The organism is Actinomadura sp. 7K507, from assembly GCF_004348425.1.
Lineage (GTDB): Bacteria > Actinomycetota > Actinomycetes > Streptosporangiales > Streptosporangiaceae > Spirillospora.
Genome location: NZ_SMKK01000010.1, coordinates 59,377 through 75,784, shown reverse-complemented (window position 1 = coordinate 75,784; position 16,408 = coordinate 59,377). Strand labels below are relative to the sequence as shown.

15 protein-coding genes are annotated in these 16,408 nt (G+C 70.8%); 11 read left to right on the top strand and 4 right to left on the bottom strand.

What is annotated here, in order from left to right; translation table 11 throughout:
• Nucleotides 1-170 precede the first annotated feature (170 nt).
• The 4 genes from E1285_RS04285 (at nucleotide 171) to E1285_RS04270 (ending at nucleotide 2,752) form a co-directional block, all read left to right on the top strand.
• Nucleotides 171-779: a hemerythrin domain-containing protein gene (locus E1285_RS04285; RefSeq protein WP_243722546.1), complete on the top strand. Its 609-nt coding sequence runs from the start codon at nucleotides 171-173 to the stop codon at nucleotides 777-779.
• Between the two features lie 94 nt (nucleotides 780-873).
• Entirely contained in the window at nucleotides 874-1,326 is a 453-nt protein-coding gene (locus E1285_RS04280; RefSeq protein ID WP_132148220.1) for an excisionase family DNA-binding protein, read from the top strand.
• Nucleotides 1,277-1,894: a PIN domain-containing protein gene (locus E1285_RS04275; protein WP_243722545.1), complete on the top strand. Its 618-nt coding sequence runs from the start codon at nucleotides 1,277-1,279 to the stop codon at nucleotides 1,892-1,894. Before E1285_RS04280 ends, E1285_RS04275 begins: the two co-directional genes overlap by 50 nt.
• A gap of 273 nt (nucleotides 1,895-2,167) precedes the next feature.
• Nucleotides 2,168-2,752, top strand: a complete 585-nt coding sequence (locus tag E1285_RS04270; protein ID WP_132148216.1) for a dihydrofolate reductase family protein — start codon at nucleotides 2,168-2,170, stop codon at nucleotides 2,750-2,752.
• Nucleotides 2,753-2,838: 86 nt separating this feature from the next.
• On the opposite strand, the gene E1285_RS04265 is transcribed toward E1285_RS04270, so the two are convergent.
• The gene (locus E1285_RS04265; RefSeq protein WP_132148214.1) at nucleotides 2,839-3,846 is read right to left on the bottom strand and encodes an RNA polymerase subunit sigma-70; all 1,008 of its coding nucleotides are present in this window, start codon (nucleotides 3,844-3,846) and stop codon (nucleotides 2,839-2,841) included.
• A gap of 247 nt (nucleotides 3,847-4,093) precedes the next feature.
• The gene (gene lpdA / locus E1285_RS04255) at nucleotides 4,094-5,497 is read right to left on the bottom strand and encodes a dihydrolipoyl dehydrogenase (protein ID WP_132148212.1); all 1,404 of its coding nucleotides are present in this window, start codon (nucleotides 5,495-5,497) and stop codon (nucleotides 4,094-4,096) included.
• A gap of 292 nt (nucleotides 5,498-5,789) precedes the next feature.
• On the opposite strand from lpdA, the gene E1285_RS04250 reads away from it, so the two are divergent.
• From E1285_RS04250 to E1285_RS04225, 6 genes are all read left to right on the top strand, one after another.
• Complete coding sequence (locus tag E1285_RS04250) at nucleotides 5,790-6,413, top strand: hypothetical protein (RefSeq protein WP_132148210.1); 624 nt, start codon at nucleotides 5,790-5,792, stop codon at nucleotides 6,411-6,413.
• Nucleotides 6,414-6,488: 75 nt separating this feature from the next.
• Nucleotides 6,489-7,892, top strand: coding sequence for an MFS transporter (locus E1285_RS04245; RefSeq protein WP_243722544.1), 1,404 nt, complete (start codon nucleotides 6,489-6,491; stop codon nucleotides 7,890-7,892).
• Nucleotides 7,893-8,385: 493 nt separating this feature from the next.
• Complete coding sequence (locus E1285_RS04240) at nucleotides 8,386-9,810, top strand: family 2B encapsulin nanocompartment shell protein (RefSeq protein ID WP_243722543.1); 1,425 nt, start codon at nucleotides 8,386-8,388, stop codon at nucleotides 9,808-9,810.
• Complete coding sequence (locus tag E1285_RS04235) at nucleotides 9,807-11,210, top strand: family 2B encapsulin nanocompartment shell protein (protein WP_243722542.1); 1,404 nt, start codon at nucleotides 9,807-9,809, stop codon at nucleotides 11,208-11,210. The genes E1285_RS04240 and E1285_RS04235 overlap by 4 nt, the downstream gene beginning before the upstream one ends.
• Nucleotides 11,211-11,227: 17 nt before the next feature.
• Nucleotides 11,228-12,394, top strand: a complete 1,167-nt coding sequence (locus E1285_RS04230; RefSeq protein WP_132148204.1) for a family 2 encapsulin nanocompartment cargo protein polyprenyl transferase — start codon at nucleotides 11,228-11,230, stop codon at nucleotides 12,392-12,394.
• Between the two features lie 134 nt (nucleotides 12,395-12,528).
• Complete coding sequence (locus tag E1285_RS04225; protein WP_132148202.1) at nucleotides 12,529-12,762, top strand: hypothetical protein; 234 nt, start codon at nucleotides 12,529-12,531, stop codon at nucleotides 12,760-12,762.
• Here E1285_RS04225 and E1285_RS04220 read toward each other — a convergent pair.
• A complete protein-coding gene (locus tag E1285_RS04220; protein ID WP_132148200.1) occupies nucleotides 12,759-13,649 on the bottom strand; it encodes an LLM class flavin-dependent oxidoreductase in 891 nt (296 codons plus the stop codon). The genes E1285_RS04225 and E1285_RS04220 overlap by 4 nt on opposite strands.
• Nucleotides 13,650-13,756: 107 nt before the next feature.
• Between E1285_RS04220 and galT the strand changes: the two genes are divergently transcribed.
• Nucleotides 13,757-14,824 carry a galactose-1-phosphate uridylyltransferase gene (galT, locus tag E1285_RS04215; RefSeq protein ID WP_132148198.1) on the top strand — a complete coding sequence of 356 codons (1,068 nt, stop codon included), beginning with the start codon at nucleotides 13,757-13,759 and terminating at the stop codon, nucleotides 14,822-14,824.
• Here galT and E1285_RS47115 read toward each other — a convergent pair.
• A complete protein-coding gene (locus E1285_RS47115; protein ID WP_132148196.1) occupies nucleotides 14,799-16,256 on the bottom strand; it encodes a membrane-associated oxidoreductase in 1,458 nt (485 codons plus the stop codon). The genes galT and E1285_RS47115 overlap by 26 nt on opposite strands.
• Between the last annotated feature and the right edge of the window lie 152 nt (nucleotides 16,257-16,408).

Genomic DNA, 16,408 nt, shown 5'->3' with positions numbered 1-16,408 from the left:
CACCGGCACCGAACTGGGACGCCGCCTGGACATCAGCTCCCGCCAGGGCCAGCGTCTCCTGAGCCGCCTCACCCGCCCCGCCCCGGCATCGGCGACACGCACACCCTGACCGGTCACAACTCCTCCTGCCACTTCGTCAGTGCGGTGAACCCATTGGCGAAGGAGAGACCGTGAACCACGACTGGACCGCGATGTACGCGATGCACAACGCCTTGCGCAGGGAACTGGAGCAACTGGCCAAGTTCACCGCCAAGACCGACGACGACCCCCGCCGGCTCCTGTCCGTGGCCGTCGGCTGGGAGCTGTTCAAGAAGGCACTGCACGCCCACCACACCGCCGAGGACCAGGCCCTCTGGCCCGCCATGCGCGAAACCCTGGCGTCCCGTCCCGACGACCTGGCCCTCTTGGACGCGATGGAGGCCGAGCACGCCGTCATCGACCCGCTCATCGACGCCATCGACAACGGCACGCAGCCGCTGGGCGACCTGGTGGACGCCCTCGTGACCAACCTCGCCGCCCACCTGAAGCACGAGGAGGACGAGGCCATCCCCCTCATGGACGCCACCGTGACCGTCGAACAACTCCAGCACTTCGGCCAACTCCACGCAGCGGGAACCGGCCCGGAGGACGTCCCGCGCATCCTCCCGTGGCTGCTGGACGGCGCAAGCGAAGAGACCGTCACAACGATGCTGGCCCCACTACCCGAACCGGTCCGCGCCGCCTTCAACAACGACTGGCGCCCCGCCTACAACACCCTGACCCGCTGGCCGACCCCCTGACCGCACCGGGCGTGCCCGCCCCACCGCGGGCACGCCATGGTTGCGTTTATTGCGTCTGATGCGCATACTTCGAATAGACGGAGGAGGTGGCCGAATGGCGGTGCAGATCAGATCGATCGAACCGGGAGCGATAGATGCCGAGGCCGCCGCACGTGCGGTGCGGCGCATCAAGGACTACCTCATGCGGCATCCGGACGAGCAGACGATCCCGGTCGCCGGGGAGTTCGGTGAGGAGGAGGCCCTGGTCCTCCCGCGAGACGCCGTGAGCTTGTTCGCCTACATCCTCTCCCAGGCTGCGAAAGGCAAGGGAGTGTCGGTCATCCCCTCTCGCGCCGAGTTGACCACTCAGCAGGCCGCGGACCTGCTGAATGTGTCGCGCCCGTTCTTGATCGGCCTTCTCGAGGCCGGGACGATCCCTCACCGCAGGGTCGGCCGTCACCGCCGCGTCACCGCAGAGGACGTCATGGAGTACAAGCGGCAGGACGATAGGAAGCGCCGTGCCGCTGCCGACGACCTCGCCGCCCTCGGCCAGGATCTCGGCCTCTGACATGCCCTTCGTCGTCATCTATGACGCCAACGCCCTGTACGGCAACACGTTGAGGGATCTGCTCGTCCGCATCGCTCAAGCGAGCATGGTGCAGGCCAAATGGACCAACCAGATCCTGGACGAGATGCTCGGAAACCTCGCTGCGGACCGTCCCGACATCGCGCACGAGAAGTTGGCACGCCTGCGGCAGCTCATGAACTCCGCAGTCCGTGACTGTCTGGTCGAAGGCCATGAACCGTTGATCGAAGGCCTGAAGTTGCCCGACCCGAACGATCGGCACGTGCTCGCGGCGGCGATCAAGGCTGGGGCACAGGTGATCGTTACCTCCAACCTTCGTGACTTCCCCGCATCGGACTTGGAGGTATGGGGGCTTGAAGCGAGGTCTCCCGATGACTTCGTGCTCGATCAGATCGATCTGGACGACCGAGTCGTTTGGGCCTGCGTCCAGCAGATCGTCGACTCCCGCGTCAACCCGCCGGAAACGATCGAGGATGTGCTCGATGCCCTGGAACGGGCCGGCCTCGTGGAATCGGTGGCCGCGCTACGGAGCGGCCGCCAGAACACCTGAACTGGGCACTGACCAGCGCCGAAAATACCGGTCGGGGAGACAAGCGCGGCGGTGCGGGAGGTCCACTTGCGCGTCCCACCACCCATTCCCGCACCGCCGCTCCCATAAGCATGGCGGTTCAGGCGTGATATGTCAGGCGTTTCGGACTATTCAGCCCGCCCGCGTGAACCTTGGAAGTCCCAGGCCGCCCTGCGGACGCGGATCGCGCACCGATTAGGTTTCCGCGCCGCGCCCGTCTGTAGGTATGAGATCGGCTCAAGGGAGGCTGGCACGATGCGGAAACTGACCTTCGGCATGAACGCGACCCTGGACGGCTACATCGCCGCGCCCGGCGACGACATCGGCTGGAGTGGAGGGGACGGACCGGACTCTTCGCCGAGCGGTGAGTTCTTCCAGTGGTGGTCCGACCGGGTGGGGGCGACGGGCCTGGCGCTGTACGGGCGCAGATTGTGGGAGACGATGAGTTCCGCCTGGCCGACCGCCGACCAGCGGCCGGATGCCGGACCGGCGGAGATCGAGTTCGCGCGCCGCTGGCGGGACATGCCGAAGGTGGTGTTCTCCGCCACGATCGACAAGGTCGATTGGAACGCCCGCCTGGTCACCGGCGACGCGGTCGCCGAGATCGCCCGGCTCAAGGCCGGGGACGGCGGTCCGATGGACATCGGCGGCGCGACGCTGGCCGCGGCGGCCATGCGGGCGGGGCTGATCGACGAGTACGCGATCGTCACCCACCCGGTGCTGGTGGGCGGCGGTACGCCGTTCTTCACCGCGCTGGACAGCTGGGTGAACCTCAGCCTGGTCGAGACGCGGACATTCCCCGGCGGCGTGATGCTGACCCGATACGAGACGAGGCGATGAGCACGCGCCGGATGCTCGGCTCGTAAGGCCGGGTCGACGTCCGCCGACTGGTGCGCTGGACGCGTCGGCGGTGGGGATTTGCCTGGTCACAGCGTCGCGGGGAGGTTCAGCCATGGTTTGTCGGTGGCATCGAATCCGGTGAGCTCGGCGATCTTCCCGTCGACGATGTGCAGGACCGCGATGTTGAACAAGCGGTGTTCCGGGTCGCCGGGGGCGCGGAGGTACAGGGCGGCGGCGGGCATGCGGTTGACCGTCGTGGGGATGCAGCGCCAGTCGTCGCGGCCGTGCTGGAAGAGCCCGCCGGAGACCCAGCCGTCCACCGCGTCCTTGGCGGTGACGGTCAGGGTGTCGGGCTCGGGCAGCATCGCGAAGCGCAGGTCGTCGCGCAGCAGGGCCGTCAGCCCGTCGAGGTCGTTGCGCTCATGGGCGTCGATGTACGACTTCACCACGCCGCGCTCGTCTTTGGACAGTTCGTGCGTGGCGGGGCTCGGCCAGTCGAGGCGGCGGCCGGGCAGCTGCTCGCGCATCGTCACGCGCGCCCGCTGCAGTGCGCTGGTCACCGACGCGACGGTCAGTTCGAGGGTGTCGGCGGCCTTGGACGCCGGCCAGCCCAGGACGTCGCGCAGGATGAACACCGCCCGCTGCCGCGGCGGCAGGTGCTGGACGGCGACGATGAACGCCAGCTCGATCGTTTCCCGCGCCACCACCGACTCCTGCGGATCCTCCGGAAGCATCCGGTCCGGGTAGGGCTGCAGGTAGCGCACTTCCGAGCCCGCGTCCGCCAGCTCGGCGGGCACGGGTGTGCGGTCGTTGCGCTTGTCCAGGAAGTCCAGGCAGGCGTTGGTCGCGATGCGGTACAGCCAGGTCCGCAGCGCAGCGCGGCCCTTGAACGACTCCCGCTTGTTCCACGCCCGCAGGAACGTCTCCTGCGTCATGTCCTGGGCGTCCTCGTAGTTCGCGAGCATCCGGTAGCAGTGCACCTGCAGCTCACGCCGGTAGCGCTCCGTGATGGACGCGAACTGTGCCGTGTCGTCCGAGCGGGCCGCCGCGATGAACGCGTCCCCGTCGTCGCCCAGCGGTCTGGCGTCGGTCATGGTCGTCAATCCTTCCGCGGGTGGCGAGGGGCTGCCAGAACTGACGACGCGGCGGAGGATTTCTGATCGGTGAAGCCCGCAATGTGGCGATGAGCAGGTCCGGCAGCCGGTCGAGGACGGCCTGCCGGCCGGGGCGGTCCCGGGTGATCTCCGCCTCGATCAGGGCGTGGTCGCCGCCGAGGCGGTTCGCAGACGACCGGTGGTGCGGGCGGTCCGGCCTCGCGGCGCCCGCACCACCGCCCCGGCGTCACATGTTGATCATGTGGCCGGACAGTCCGTGGACGGCTTCCTTCATCGCCTCGCCCAGGGTGGGGTGGGCGTGGACGTTGCGGGCCACCTCGTTCACCGTCAGGTCCCACTGCTGGGCCAGGGTGAGCTCGGGGAGGAGCTCGGTGACCTCCGGGCCGATCATGTGGGCGCCGAGGATCTCCCCGTACTTGGCGTCGCTGATCACCTTGACGAAGCCGTCGCCCTCGCCCATGCCGAGCGCCTTGCCGTTGGCGCTGTAGGGGAACTTGGCGGTCTTGACGTCGTAGCCCTGCTCCTTCGCCTGCGCCTCCGTCCAGCCGAAGCTCGCGACCTGCGGCTGGCAGTAGGTCGCGCGGGGGATCATCACGTACTCGAGCTCCATCGTCTCGGCGTCCGCGATGGTCTCGGCGGCGACGATGCCCATCGCCTCGGCGGCGTGGGCGAGCATCAGCTTGGCGGTGACGTCGCCGATGGCGTAGATGTGCGGGACGGACGTGCGGCAGCGGCCGTCCACGTCGATGGCGCCGCGCTCGGTGAGCCGCACGCCGGACTTCTCCAGCCCGTAGCCCTCCACGTTCGGCTGGAAACCGATCGCCTGCAGCACCTTGTCGGTCTCGATGACCTGCTGGGCGCCGTCCTTGCCGGTGACGGTGACCTTCACCTTGTCGCCGGAGTCGTCGATCGCGTCCACGCGGGTGGACGTCAGCACGTCCACGCCGAGCTTGCGGTACCGCTTGGCCAGCTCCTTGGACACGTCGGCGTCCTCGTTCGGGACCATCCGGTCGAGGAACTCGACGATCGTGACCTTCACCCCGTAGTTGTGCAGGATGTAGGCGAACTCGACGCCGATCGCGCCCGCGCCCGCGATGACGATGCTCTCGGGCAGCTCGGAGCTGAGGATCTGCTCCTCGTAGGTGACGACGCGCTCGGACAGCGACGTGCCCGGCAGCAGCTTGGTGTGCGCGCCGGACGCGATGATGCAGCTGCCGAACGTGATGGTCTCGCTGGAGCCGTCCGACCGGCTGACCTGCACGGTGTTCGGGTCGGTGAAGGTGCCGCGCCCGTCATAGGAGGTGATCTTGTTCTTCTTCATCAGGAACTGGACGCCCTTGACGAGCTTGTCCGATACTTGGCGGCTGCGCTGGTGGGCGACGCCGTAGTCGAACGAGACCCGCCCCTCGACGTTGATGCCGAAGGTCTCCTGCTCCTGGGTGAAGATGTGCGCCAGTTCGGCGTTGCGCAGCAGCGCCTTCGAGGGGATGCAGCCGACGTTGAGGCAGACGCCGCCCCAGTACTTCTCCTCGATGATCGCCGTCTTCAGCCCGAGCTGTGCCGACCGGATCGCGGCGACATATCCACCCGGGCCCGCGCCCAGGACCACGACGTCAAAGTGTTCGCTCATATCCAAGGACGATATTCGGCCCCGGCCACTGCTCGCATCCCGGTGCGGGAGTCGCGGGGCGGACGCTTCCCCACGGGGACGCGGTTCGGGAGGCGGATGTCACTAGCTGTTAGTGTTTGATCGGTCTCCCGTCGGTGAGTGGTCCCGGGAGGCGGGGCGGCGTTCATCGCGCGAGCCCTAACCGTCCCGGCCGTGGAGCCCGGTGGAGTCCCGTACAGCCCGTCGCGGCGATGGAACATCGTGCCCCGGCCTGTTCGTTCCCCCGTCCCGAGCCAAGTGGAGGAGAAGACGAGTGCGGATCCCGAAGCGCGTCAATACCGTCCTGGACAGGATGGAACAGCACTACCTCGCGCTCGGGGTGGTCGTCGCGCTGGTCGTGGTCGCGCTGGTGGCGGTGCTCATGCCGTCGTCGGTCGGCATCCCGGCCGCCGCCCTCATCCTGGGCGTCGCCGCCGGCGGGTTCGCCGTGCACGTGCGGTCGAGCCGCCGCGTCGCCCGCGCCCGCGCCGAGGTGGACAACCTGCTGCGCGAGAACGGCGCGCTGCGCCACCGCAACACCGTCCTCGCCAGTGGTGTGATCACCCGGGAGGCGCAGGAGACGCAGGCCCTCGTCTCCATCCCCGAGGACGACCTGATCCACCAGGCGGCGGACGGGGAGACGCAGAGCACCGTCAGCCTGGACGAACTCCTGGACGGTGATCCGCAGACCACCGACGAGCTGCCCGACCGGCTCGACGAGGCCGAGGGGGCCGACGAGGCCGAGGGCGGCGAAGAAGGCAAGGCCGAAGCGGGCAAGGCCGGGGACGGCCGCGGGCGCGACGACGATCCGCAGCGCACCACCGTCCTCCCCGAACTGCCGGACGGCCTGTTCGGCGAGGACGACGAGGACACGGCGAAGAACTCCCGGAGAGCGTGAACGGGCACTTCCCCTGGGTGACGGGAAGGTCACTGACCGGCGTTAGCTTTACTGATCTACGGGCAGATGGAGCCCGTGGGAACGCCGACTAACGCAGACTCCGGGGACGGTCCAGGGGGAACCGGTGACGGCTCCGGTGCGGACCTGTCGAAGGGGGAGACAGATCCCCGGGCCGTCCGCAAGGCCGTCATCGCCTCCGCGATAGGGAACTGCATCGAGTGGTTCGACTTCGGCGTGTTCAGCGCCGGGGTCATGACCATGATCATCGGCAACGTGTTCTTCCCGGGCGGCGAGGACGGCGCGACGCTGCGCTCGTTCGCGCTGATCGCGGCGGCGTTCCTCGCCCGCCCGTTCGGCGGGCTGTTCTTCGGGCCGATGGGCGACAAGCTCGGCCGCAAGCGGGTGCTGGCCGCCACGATCCTGCTGATGTCGGGCTCCACGTTCATGATCGGGATCCTGCCCGGCTACGACACGATCGGGATCCTCGCGCCGCTGGCGCTGCTCGCCGTCCGGCTGGTGCAGGGCTTCTCGACGGGCGGCGAGTACGGCGGCGCCGCCACGATGATCGCCGAGTACGCGCCGACGAACCGGCGCGGGTTCTTCGGCAGCTTCCTGGAGTTCGGCACGCTGACCGGCTACATGCTGGGCGCGGGGCTCGTCCTCAGCATGGACCTGATCCTCAGCGAGGAGGCGATGCACGGCTGGGGCTGGCGGATCCCGTTCCTGATCGCGCTGCCGCTCGGTCTCGTCGGCCTCTACGTCCGGACGCGTATCGAGGACACCCCCACGTTCCAGCGCATGGAGGAGGAGGGCAAGAAGTCCCAGTCGCCGCTGAAGGACACGCTGGCCCACTACTGGCGCGTCATCCTGATGCTCATCGGCATCGTGTTCCTGCTGAACGTCGCGGACTACACGCTGCTGACGTTCATGCCGTCCTACCTCGTCGACTACCTGGATATGGAGGACAACACGGCACAGTTCACGACCATCGGGGTGCAGGCCGCGATGGTCACGGTGATCGTCCCGCTGGGGGCGCTGTCGGACCGGATCGGCCGCAAGCCGCTGCTGGCCACCGCGGCGGTCGGCTACATCCTGCTGGCGTTTCCGGCGTTCGCGCTCATGCAGACCGACACCATGCTCGGCGTGGCGGGCGGCTACGCCATCATCGGCGGCCTGCTGGTGCTGATGCTCGCGGTGATCGCGGCGACGTTCCCGGCGATGTTCCCGACCCGGGTCCGGTACGGGGCGTTCGCGATCGGCTACAACATCTCGACGTCGCTGTTCGGCGGGACGGCGGCCGTGCTGATCGGCTCGCTGATCGACGTGACGGGGTCCAACTACGTCCCCGCGTTCTACATCATGATCGCCGCGCTGGTGGCGCTGGTCCCGATCCTCAAGATCCCGGAGACGGCCAGGGTGCCGATCGAGGAGGTCGGAGAGGAGCATGCCCCGGAACCGGCGGGCTCCGGGGCGCGGTAGCGCGGCGGGACGGGACGGTCGCGTCAGCGGCGGGCGAAGTACCGGCGGGACCAGGCCGCCAGCGACGCCGCGATCGCCAGTGCGGTGACGGTCTCGATCGCCAGTGCTGTCCAGATCTCCGTCACTGGAGCCTCCCTTCGGGGTCGCCGGGCCCGTCCTGAACCGGGCTCGATGCTCACTGCTCGTAACACCAGGATCCGGTCATCCTTTCCTTGCCCAAGCCAGGCGAACGGGTGATTTCCCCCACGCCCGGTTCACTGACCTGCAAGGAAACCTCCGGCAGGGGCAAAACCGGCCGATCCCGCTTCGCCGCCGCGTGCGGCCGCCGCTCGACCGGGCGGCCATCACGAACGGGTGCGACTTGTGTGGCCCCACGGCAAAGGGGAGATGGAGGGCATGGCTAATTGCGGTCACCTGATTACCGTCTGTAGCTTCGCTCATGGTCGAACACGGCCACTCCCTGACAGACCGGCGACGAATCGGTGGTGCAGACGTGACCGAACAGCAGGAACAGCGCGAACAGCAGCAGTTGAGCCTCGGCACCGCGGCGGCACGGAACCTCGCGACGACGACCAAGTCCGTCCCGCAGATGCAGGGCATCACCTCACGGTGGCTGCTGAAGCTGCTGCCCTGGGTTCAGGCGGCCGGCGGGGCGTACCGCGTCAACCGGCGGCTCACCTACACGGTCGGCGACGGGCGGGTGACGTTCGTGACGACCGGCGCCGACGTGCGCGTCATCCCCCGCGAGCTGGGAGAGCTGCCGCCGCTGCGCGGCTACGACGACGACCTCACGCTGGACGCCATCGCCGGGCGCTTCACCCAGCAGGAGTACGACCCCGGCGATGTCATCGTCGAGCGGGGACGCCCCGTCGACCGCGTCGTCCTCGTCGCGCACGGCAAGCTCAGCAGGATCGGCGCCGGTGAGTACGGCGCCGAGGCCGTGCTCGGGACGCTGGCCGACGGCGACTTCTTCGGCGAGCGGGCCCTGCTCGGTACCGAGGAGGGCGAGGAGCCGCAGGAGTGGGAGTCCACGGTCAAGGCCGTGACCGCCTGCACGATCCTCAGTATGAGCGCGACCGACTTCCAGGAGACGCTCGGCCAGTCCGCGTCCCTGCAGGCGCACCTCGACGAGTACCGGGCCGCCCCCGAGGAGTCGCGCAACGAGCACGGCGAGGCGGCGATCGAGGTCGCCGCCGGGCACGCGGGCGAGCACCTCCTGCCGGGCACGTTCGTCGACTACGAGGGCTCCCCGCGCGAGTACGAGCTGAGCGTCGCGCAGACCGTCCTGCGCGTCCACACCCGCGTCGCCGACCTCTACAACGAGCCGATGGACCAGGTGGAGCAGCAGCTCAGGCTGACCATCGAGGCGCTGCGCGAGCGCCAGGAGACCGAGCTGATCAACAACCGGGACTTCGGGCTGCTGCACAACGCCGACCTGTCGCAGCGCATCCACACGCGCGGCGGCCCGCCCACCCCCGACGACATGGACGACCTGCTCACCCTCGTCTGGAAGGACCCGGCGTTCTTCCTCGCCCACCCCAAGGCGATCGCCGCGTTCGGCCGCGAGTGCAGCGCCCGCGGCGTCTACCCCGACAGCGTCGACGTCGGCGGCCACAAGGTCCCCGCCTGGCGCGGCGTGCCGATCTTCCCGTGCAACAAGATCCCGCTCAGCAGGACGAAGACCAGCTCGATCCTGCTGATGCGCACCGGCGAGCAGGCGCAGGGCGTCGTCGGGCTGCACCAGGTCGGGCTGCCGGACGAGTACCAGCCGGGCCTGTCCGTCCGGTACATGGGCATCGACGAGAAGGCGCTCATCTCCTACCTGGTCAGCGCCTACTACTCGGCCGCCGTCCTGGTCCCCGACGCGCTCGGGATGCTGGAGTCCGTCGAGATCGCCCACGGCGGTGCCGGCGCGTGACACGGCAGCAGGCCACCGGGACGCGGGCCCTCGGGACGCGAGCGGCCCGCAACCTCGCGACGACGACGAAGTCCGTCCCGCAGATGCGGGGCATCACCCCGCGGTGGCTGCTCCGGCAGCTGCCGTGGGTGCGGGCGGACGCCGGCACCTACCGGGTGAACCGCCGCCTCACCTACCGGCTCGGCGACGGGCTGGTGACGTTCGTCAACACCGGCGCCGAGGTGCGGGTGATCCCACCGGAGCTGGCCGAGCTGCCGCCGCTGCGCGGACTGTCCGGCGAGGGCGGAAGGGACGCCGGCGCGGGCGTCCTGGACGTCCTCGCCGGACGGTTCGTGCAGCGCGAACTCGACCCCGGCGAGACCGTCGCGGAGGCGGGCCGCCCCCTCGACGCCGTCCACCTGATCGCGCACGGCAAGGTGGCGGAGATCCGGGCGGGCGAGTACGGCACCGTCGCCGAGACCGGCATCCTCGGCGACGGCCGGTTCTTCGGCGACCGGGCGCTCCTCGGGACGGACGAGGAATGGCCGCACACGTTCCGCACGCTCACCCCGACCACCGTCCTGACGCTCTCCCGGGAGGCGATCGAGGAGCTGACCGGCCGGTTCGACGCCCTTCGCACCCACCTGGAGGAGTACCGGGACGCCCCCGCCCCGCCGCGGACCAGGCACGGTGAGGCGGCGATCGAGCTGACGTCCGGGCACGACGGCGAACCCTCGCTGCCCGGCACGTTCGTCGACTACGAGGCATCGCCGCGCGAGTACGAGCTGAGCGTCGCCCAGACGCTCCTGCGCGTCCACTCCCGCGTCGCCGACATCTACAACGGGCCGATGGACCAGGTGGAGCAGCAGCTGAGGCTGACCGTCGAGGCGCTGCGCGAACGCCAGGAACACGAACTGGTCAACAACCGGGACTTCGGGCTGCTGCACAACGCCGACCTGCGGCAGCGCGTCCAGACCCGCGGCGGCCCGCCGACGCCCGACGACCTGGACGAGCTGCTGGCCCGGCGCCGCAAGTCGCGGATGTTCCTCGCCCATCCGAGGACGATCGCCGCGTTCGGCCGCGAATGCACCCGCCGCGGTGTGTACCCGAGCGGTCTGGACGTCGACGGCCACCGCGTCCAGGCGTGGCGCGGGGTCCCGATCTATCCCTGCGACAAGATCCCGGTCACGCCGTCGGGGACCAGCTCGATCCTCGTGCTGCGCACCGGCGAGGACGAGCAGGGCGTCATCGGCCTGCACCGGACCGGGATGCCCGGCGAGGTCCGTCCGGGCCTGTCGGTCCGGTTCACCGGCATCGACGAGCGGGCGATCATGACTTACCTGGTCAGCGCCTACTTCTCGGCCGCCGTGCTGGTCCCGGACGCGCTCGGCGTCCTGGAGAACGTGGAGATCGCCCGCTAGACGAGAGAGGGGACGACATGCCCGTCTGGGGAGACGACCCGGCGGTGCTGAGCTGCGGCCACCGCCCGGAACCGGGGGACACCCGGCCGGGCGGTGCCCGTCCCGCCCGTGCCCGCTCCGAGGGAACCGGCTCCGAAGGGACCGGCTCGGACGCTGGCCGCCTGGGCCGCGCCCGTCCGGTGGCCGAGGTCCTCGGCTGGAGCCGCCGCCTGCTCGACCCCGCCCTGCGGGACGCGGTCGAGACCCTGCCGGGGGCGGCGCGCGACATCGCCGCGTTCCACTTCGGCTGGCGCGACGAGCGGGGCCGGCCGGCCGCCGGCGCGGGCGGCAAGGCGATCCGTCCCGCGCTGACGCTGCTGGCGGCGGAGGCGGTCGGCGGGACGGCCGCCGCCGCGCTGCCCGCCGCCGTCGCGGTCGAGCTGGCGCACAACTTCTCGCTCCTGCACGACGACGTGATGGACGGCGACCTCACCCGCAGGCACCGCCCGACCGCCTGGACCGTCTTCGGCGCCAACGCCGCGATCCTGACCGGGGACGCGCTGCTGGCCGCCGCCTTCGAGGTGCTGGCGGACGAGCCGTCCCCGGTCGTCGCCGGCGCCGTCCGGACCCTCGGCCGGGCCGTCCTCGACCTGGTCGCCGGGCAGAGCGCCGACCTCGCCTTCGAGGAGCGCGCCGACGTGACGCTCGACGAATGCCTGACGATGGCGAGCCGCAAGACCGGCGCGCTGCTGGGCGCCGCCTGCGCGCTGGGCGCGGTCTGCGGGGGCGGCACCACCGCCCAGGCCGCCCGCCTCCGCGCCTTCGGCGACCGGCTCGGCCTGGCGTTCCAGCTGGTGGACGACCTGCTGGGCATCTGGGGCGACCCAGAGGTGACCGGCAAACCAGTCCATTCCGACCTGCACAGCCGCAAGAAGTCCCTGCCGGTCGTGGCCGCACTCGCCTCCGGGACCCCCGAAGGCGACGAACTCGCCGCGCTCTACCTGCGCGACGAGCCCCTCAGCGCCGCCGGCGCGACCCGCGCCGCCGACCTCATCGACATCGCCGGCGGCCGCACCTGGGCCGCCACCCACGCCGCCACACTCCTCACCGAAGCCGTCACCGCCCTCGACGCGGCCACTCCTCACCCGGCCACGGCCACCGAACTCCGAGCCCTCGCCCACCTCATAACCCACCGCGACTACTAGGCGTGCTTGTTGCAGGCCCGGCCCACGGCACTCGCCGGGCCGTGCGGCGGCTGAGGCCGCTTCGGAACCTGGCCCTGGGTTCCAAGGGAGGGGGTCCTGATGCTCGACAGTATGTTCGAGTATGGTGGTGAGCCGTGCAGACTCGTGAGCATGTGCCGTTCCTGTGTCCGGCCGGGCACCGGCTGGACGGGGGGCGGGTCATCGTCGGGTGGTCGCCGTGCGTCTGCCCGCCGTGCGACGCGCGGGGCCGCGGCCTGCGCGGGCACCGGACCTACCTGTGCCTCGACTGCAAGGACGAGCACGTCACGACCAAGTGCTACCTGCCCTACCACGTCCCCGCCAGGGACGCCGCCTACCGCTGGCCCTAGCGCCCGCGTTCCCGGGCGACCTGCTCGCGGACGGCCGGGGCGATCTCCTCGGCGAAGCGTTTGATCTGGGTCTCCTGGTCGCCCTCCGCCCAGAGGATGAACGTGTCCATGCCGGAGCCGACGGCGAGGTCGGTGAGCTCGTCCGTCCACTGCGACACGGGGCCGTGCAGGAAGCCGTCCGAAGCGCCGCCGGTGATCGTGCCGCCGATGTTGTAGAGCCGGCGGACGTCCGCCGGGTCGCGTCCGGCCGCGGCGGCGCCCTCGTCGATGCGGGCGTGCAGTTCGGGCAGGCGCTCAGGGGGCGCCCAGGCCGAGGACGGGAGCCAGCCGTCGGCGGCGCGCCCCGTCAGCGCGAGGCCGCGCGGGCCGCGGACGCCGAGCCACAGCTCCATCCGGTGCGCCGGGACCGGCCCGGCCTTGGCGCCCTTGAGCTGGTAGTGGTCGCCGTCGAAGCGCAGGTTCTGCTCGCCGCTCCACACCTTCCGGATGACGGTCACCGCCTCTTCCAGGGCGCCGGCGGCCTCCTTGCCGCTCCGGCGCGGGCCGCCGAACGCCTCGATCGCCTCCGAGAACCCGCCCGCGCCGAGGCCCAGCTCGGCGCGGCCGCCGCTCAGCACGTCCAGGCTCGCGGCGGCCTTGGCCAGCACCGCCGGGGGACGCAGCGGCAGGTTCGCGACGTCGGGGAACACGCGCACCCGTTCGGTGACGGCCGCGATCATGCTCAGCAGCGTCCAGGTGTCGACGTAGCGGCGCTGGTAGGGGTGGTCCTGCACGCCGATGAGGTCGAGTCCCGCGCGGTCGGCGGCGCGTGCCGTGTCCAGGAGGGGATCGCTTGCGTTCGGGACGAGGAAGTATCCGAATTCAAGTGCCCTGCCGTAGTCGCTCATGCCATCGAGAACTCCGGGCCGCGGGGCCTTGTTCCTTCGGCCGCGCCCGCCTGGTCAGCGCTCGATCCAGGCCGGGGGACGAGCCGTAGCTGTAGGCTGCCGCCGAGATGCACAGGACACGGGCACGGCTGTCGGACGGCCGCGAGATCGTCTACTACGACGAGGAGCCGGGCCGGGTGCCCGTCCCCGACCCGCGCGGGCTCCCGCCGGTCGAGCCCCGCTGCGAGGTGCGCCGCGACCCGCTGACCGGCGACCACGTCACGATCACCGCGCACCGCAACGCGCGGACGTTCCTGCCGCCCGCCGACCAGTGCCCGCTGTGCCCCGGCGGGCCCGCCTCGGAGGTCCCGGACCCGTCGTACGACGTCGCGGTGTTCGAGAACCGGTTCCCGTCGTTCGACGTCCGCACACCGCCCGTGATCGAGGATCCCGTGATCGATGGGGTGGAGCGTGCTCGCGGGGACGGGCGCTGCGAGGTCGTGTGCTTCACCGACGACCACTCCGCGTCGATGTCGCGCCTGCCCGTCTCCCGCGTCCGCACCGTCGTCGACGCGTGGGCGGACCGCACCGCCGAGCTCTCCGCGATACCCGGCGTCCGGCAGGTCTTCGTGTTCGAGAACCGGGGCGTCGAGATCGGCGTGACCCTGCACCACCCGCACGGGCAGATCTACGCGTACCCGTTCGTCACGCCCCGGACCGAGCGAATGCTCGCCCCGGCCGCGGGCCGTGACCTCTTCGGCGACGTCCTGAAGGCCGAACGCGCGGGCCCGCGCGTCGTCCTCTCCGGCGACCACTGGACGGCCTACGTGCCCGCCGCCGCCCGCTGGCCAGTCGAGGTGCACCTCACGCCGCACCGCCACGTCCCCGACCTCGCCGCCCTGGACGCCGCCGAACGCGACGAACTGGCCGTCCTCTACCGCGACCTCCTCCGCCGCTGCGACGCCCTCTACGACGCGCCGCTCCCGTACGTCGCCGGATGGCATCAGGCCCCGGTCGGCGAGGGGCGCGACCTCGTCCGCCTGCACCTGGAGCTGTTCTCCGTCCGCCGCGCCCCCGACAAGATCAAGTACCTGGCGGGCTCGGAGTCGGGCATGGCGGCCTGGATCAACGACATCCCGCCGGAGGACACGGCCGCCCGCCTCCGCGCCGTCACTGCCGGCGGAGCGTCCGGGTGATCCCGGCCGCGATCGTCGTCGCGAGCACCCACCCGGTGATGATCAGCCCGTAGGCGAGCCACTGGTACCCGCCGACGGGCTTGAACGCCTTCTCCTGCCCGAAGTCGATGATGGGCAGCAGCAGGTCGAGCGTGTAGAAGAGCGCGTTGAACGGCGGATGCTCGCCGGGCTTCAGCGGGTCCGGCGGACGCGTCCCGAACGCCGCCGCGCCCGCGAGGAGCAGGCCGGCCAGCCATCCCGCCGCCCACACCGGCCTGAACCCGTAGCCGACCGTCACATCCTGCAAGTAGCCCCACAGCCGCGCGTACCAGGGGCGCGTCGCGCGGTACCGCCGCTGCTTGGCGAGCATGACGTTCCGTGCCGCCCTGTCGTCCCCGGCCTGCCGGTAGGCGGCGGTGAGCTGCTCGTACGCGTGGGGGACGTACCCTTCCGCGTCGCGCTCCAGCATGGCGATCCGGGCCTTCGCCGGGAGCCGCGGGGTGAGCGATTCGTAGGTCAGGCCGTCGAGCCACACCTCGCCGTCGAGCGCGCCGGGCGGGACGTGGAGCAGCCCGAAGCGGCCGCGGAGCATGTTCACCGTCCCTTCGACCCGCCCGTCCCGCAGCCAGACCTCCCCGATCGCGGCGCTCGTCGTGCGCAGCGCGCACCCGGCCGGATGGGACAGCCGCGCCTGCGTGAAGACGAGCAGGCCCGGTATCGTCGCGCCGCGCACGCTGACCTCCCCCTCGAACCGCGCCCGCGTCGCGTTCACGTCCGAGCCGGCGGTGAGGTTCTCGCCGTCGAAGGCCCGCCCGCCCGGGTTGCGCAGGACGGCGCCCTCCAGGTTCACCACGCCCGCCACCGACGCCCCGTTCAACCGGACCTCACCGCGCGCCTCCAGCCCGGGGCCCCAGACGTCGTCCTCAAGGACGGAATGGTTGAGATGCAGCGCCTCCTCCTGCCCGTCCTCCTGGCCGAGCCGCGCCCGCTCAAGGAAGAGGACGCCCGACAACCGCGCTCCGCCGAGCCGGATCTGCCCCGGGACGCGGCAGTCGGTGAGGCGCAGCACGCCGTCCACGCGTAGCGTCGCCGCGTCCAGACCCGGAAGGTAGGACTCGCTCAGGTTCACCTGCCGGAAACGCGCCCCGTACAGGACGGGCGTCTCCTCGAAGTGGCACCCCCTCAGCGTGATCGGATGGTCGACCGCCGCGTACTGCAGGTTCAGCGCGCCGGTGACGCGTGCCCCCACCACGCGCAGCGCCGCGATCTCGCCGTCCACGGGCGGGCTCAGCAGCAGCTTGCGCAGTACCCAGGCGCGCACAGTGCGTCCGGCGGCCCACGTGTCCCCGCGCTCGGGGGCGTCATCGGTGCCGTCCCGCAGGTCGACCGGCGTCCCGGTGGGGAACGCCCGCCAGACGCGCCGCTCGACGGGTGTCAGATCGATAGGCTCCACGATCAAGGAACTTAGTCCCGAACCGGGCCGTCCTCGACGTATCGGACACCGTCGCACGGCGGCGGCCCGATGACAGCGGCGCGGTACGAGGATTCGTCACACGCCGGTCGAGATTTCGCGAGTGCGTGGAACGATCTCAGCCGGGTGGCTTA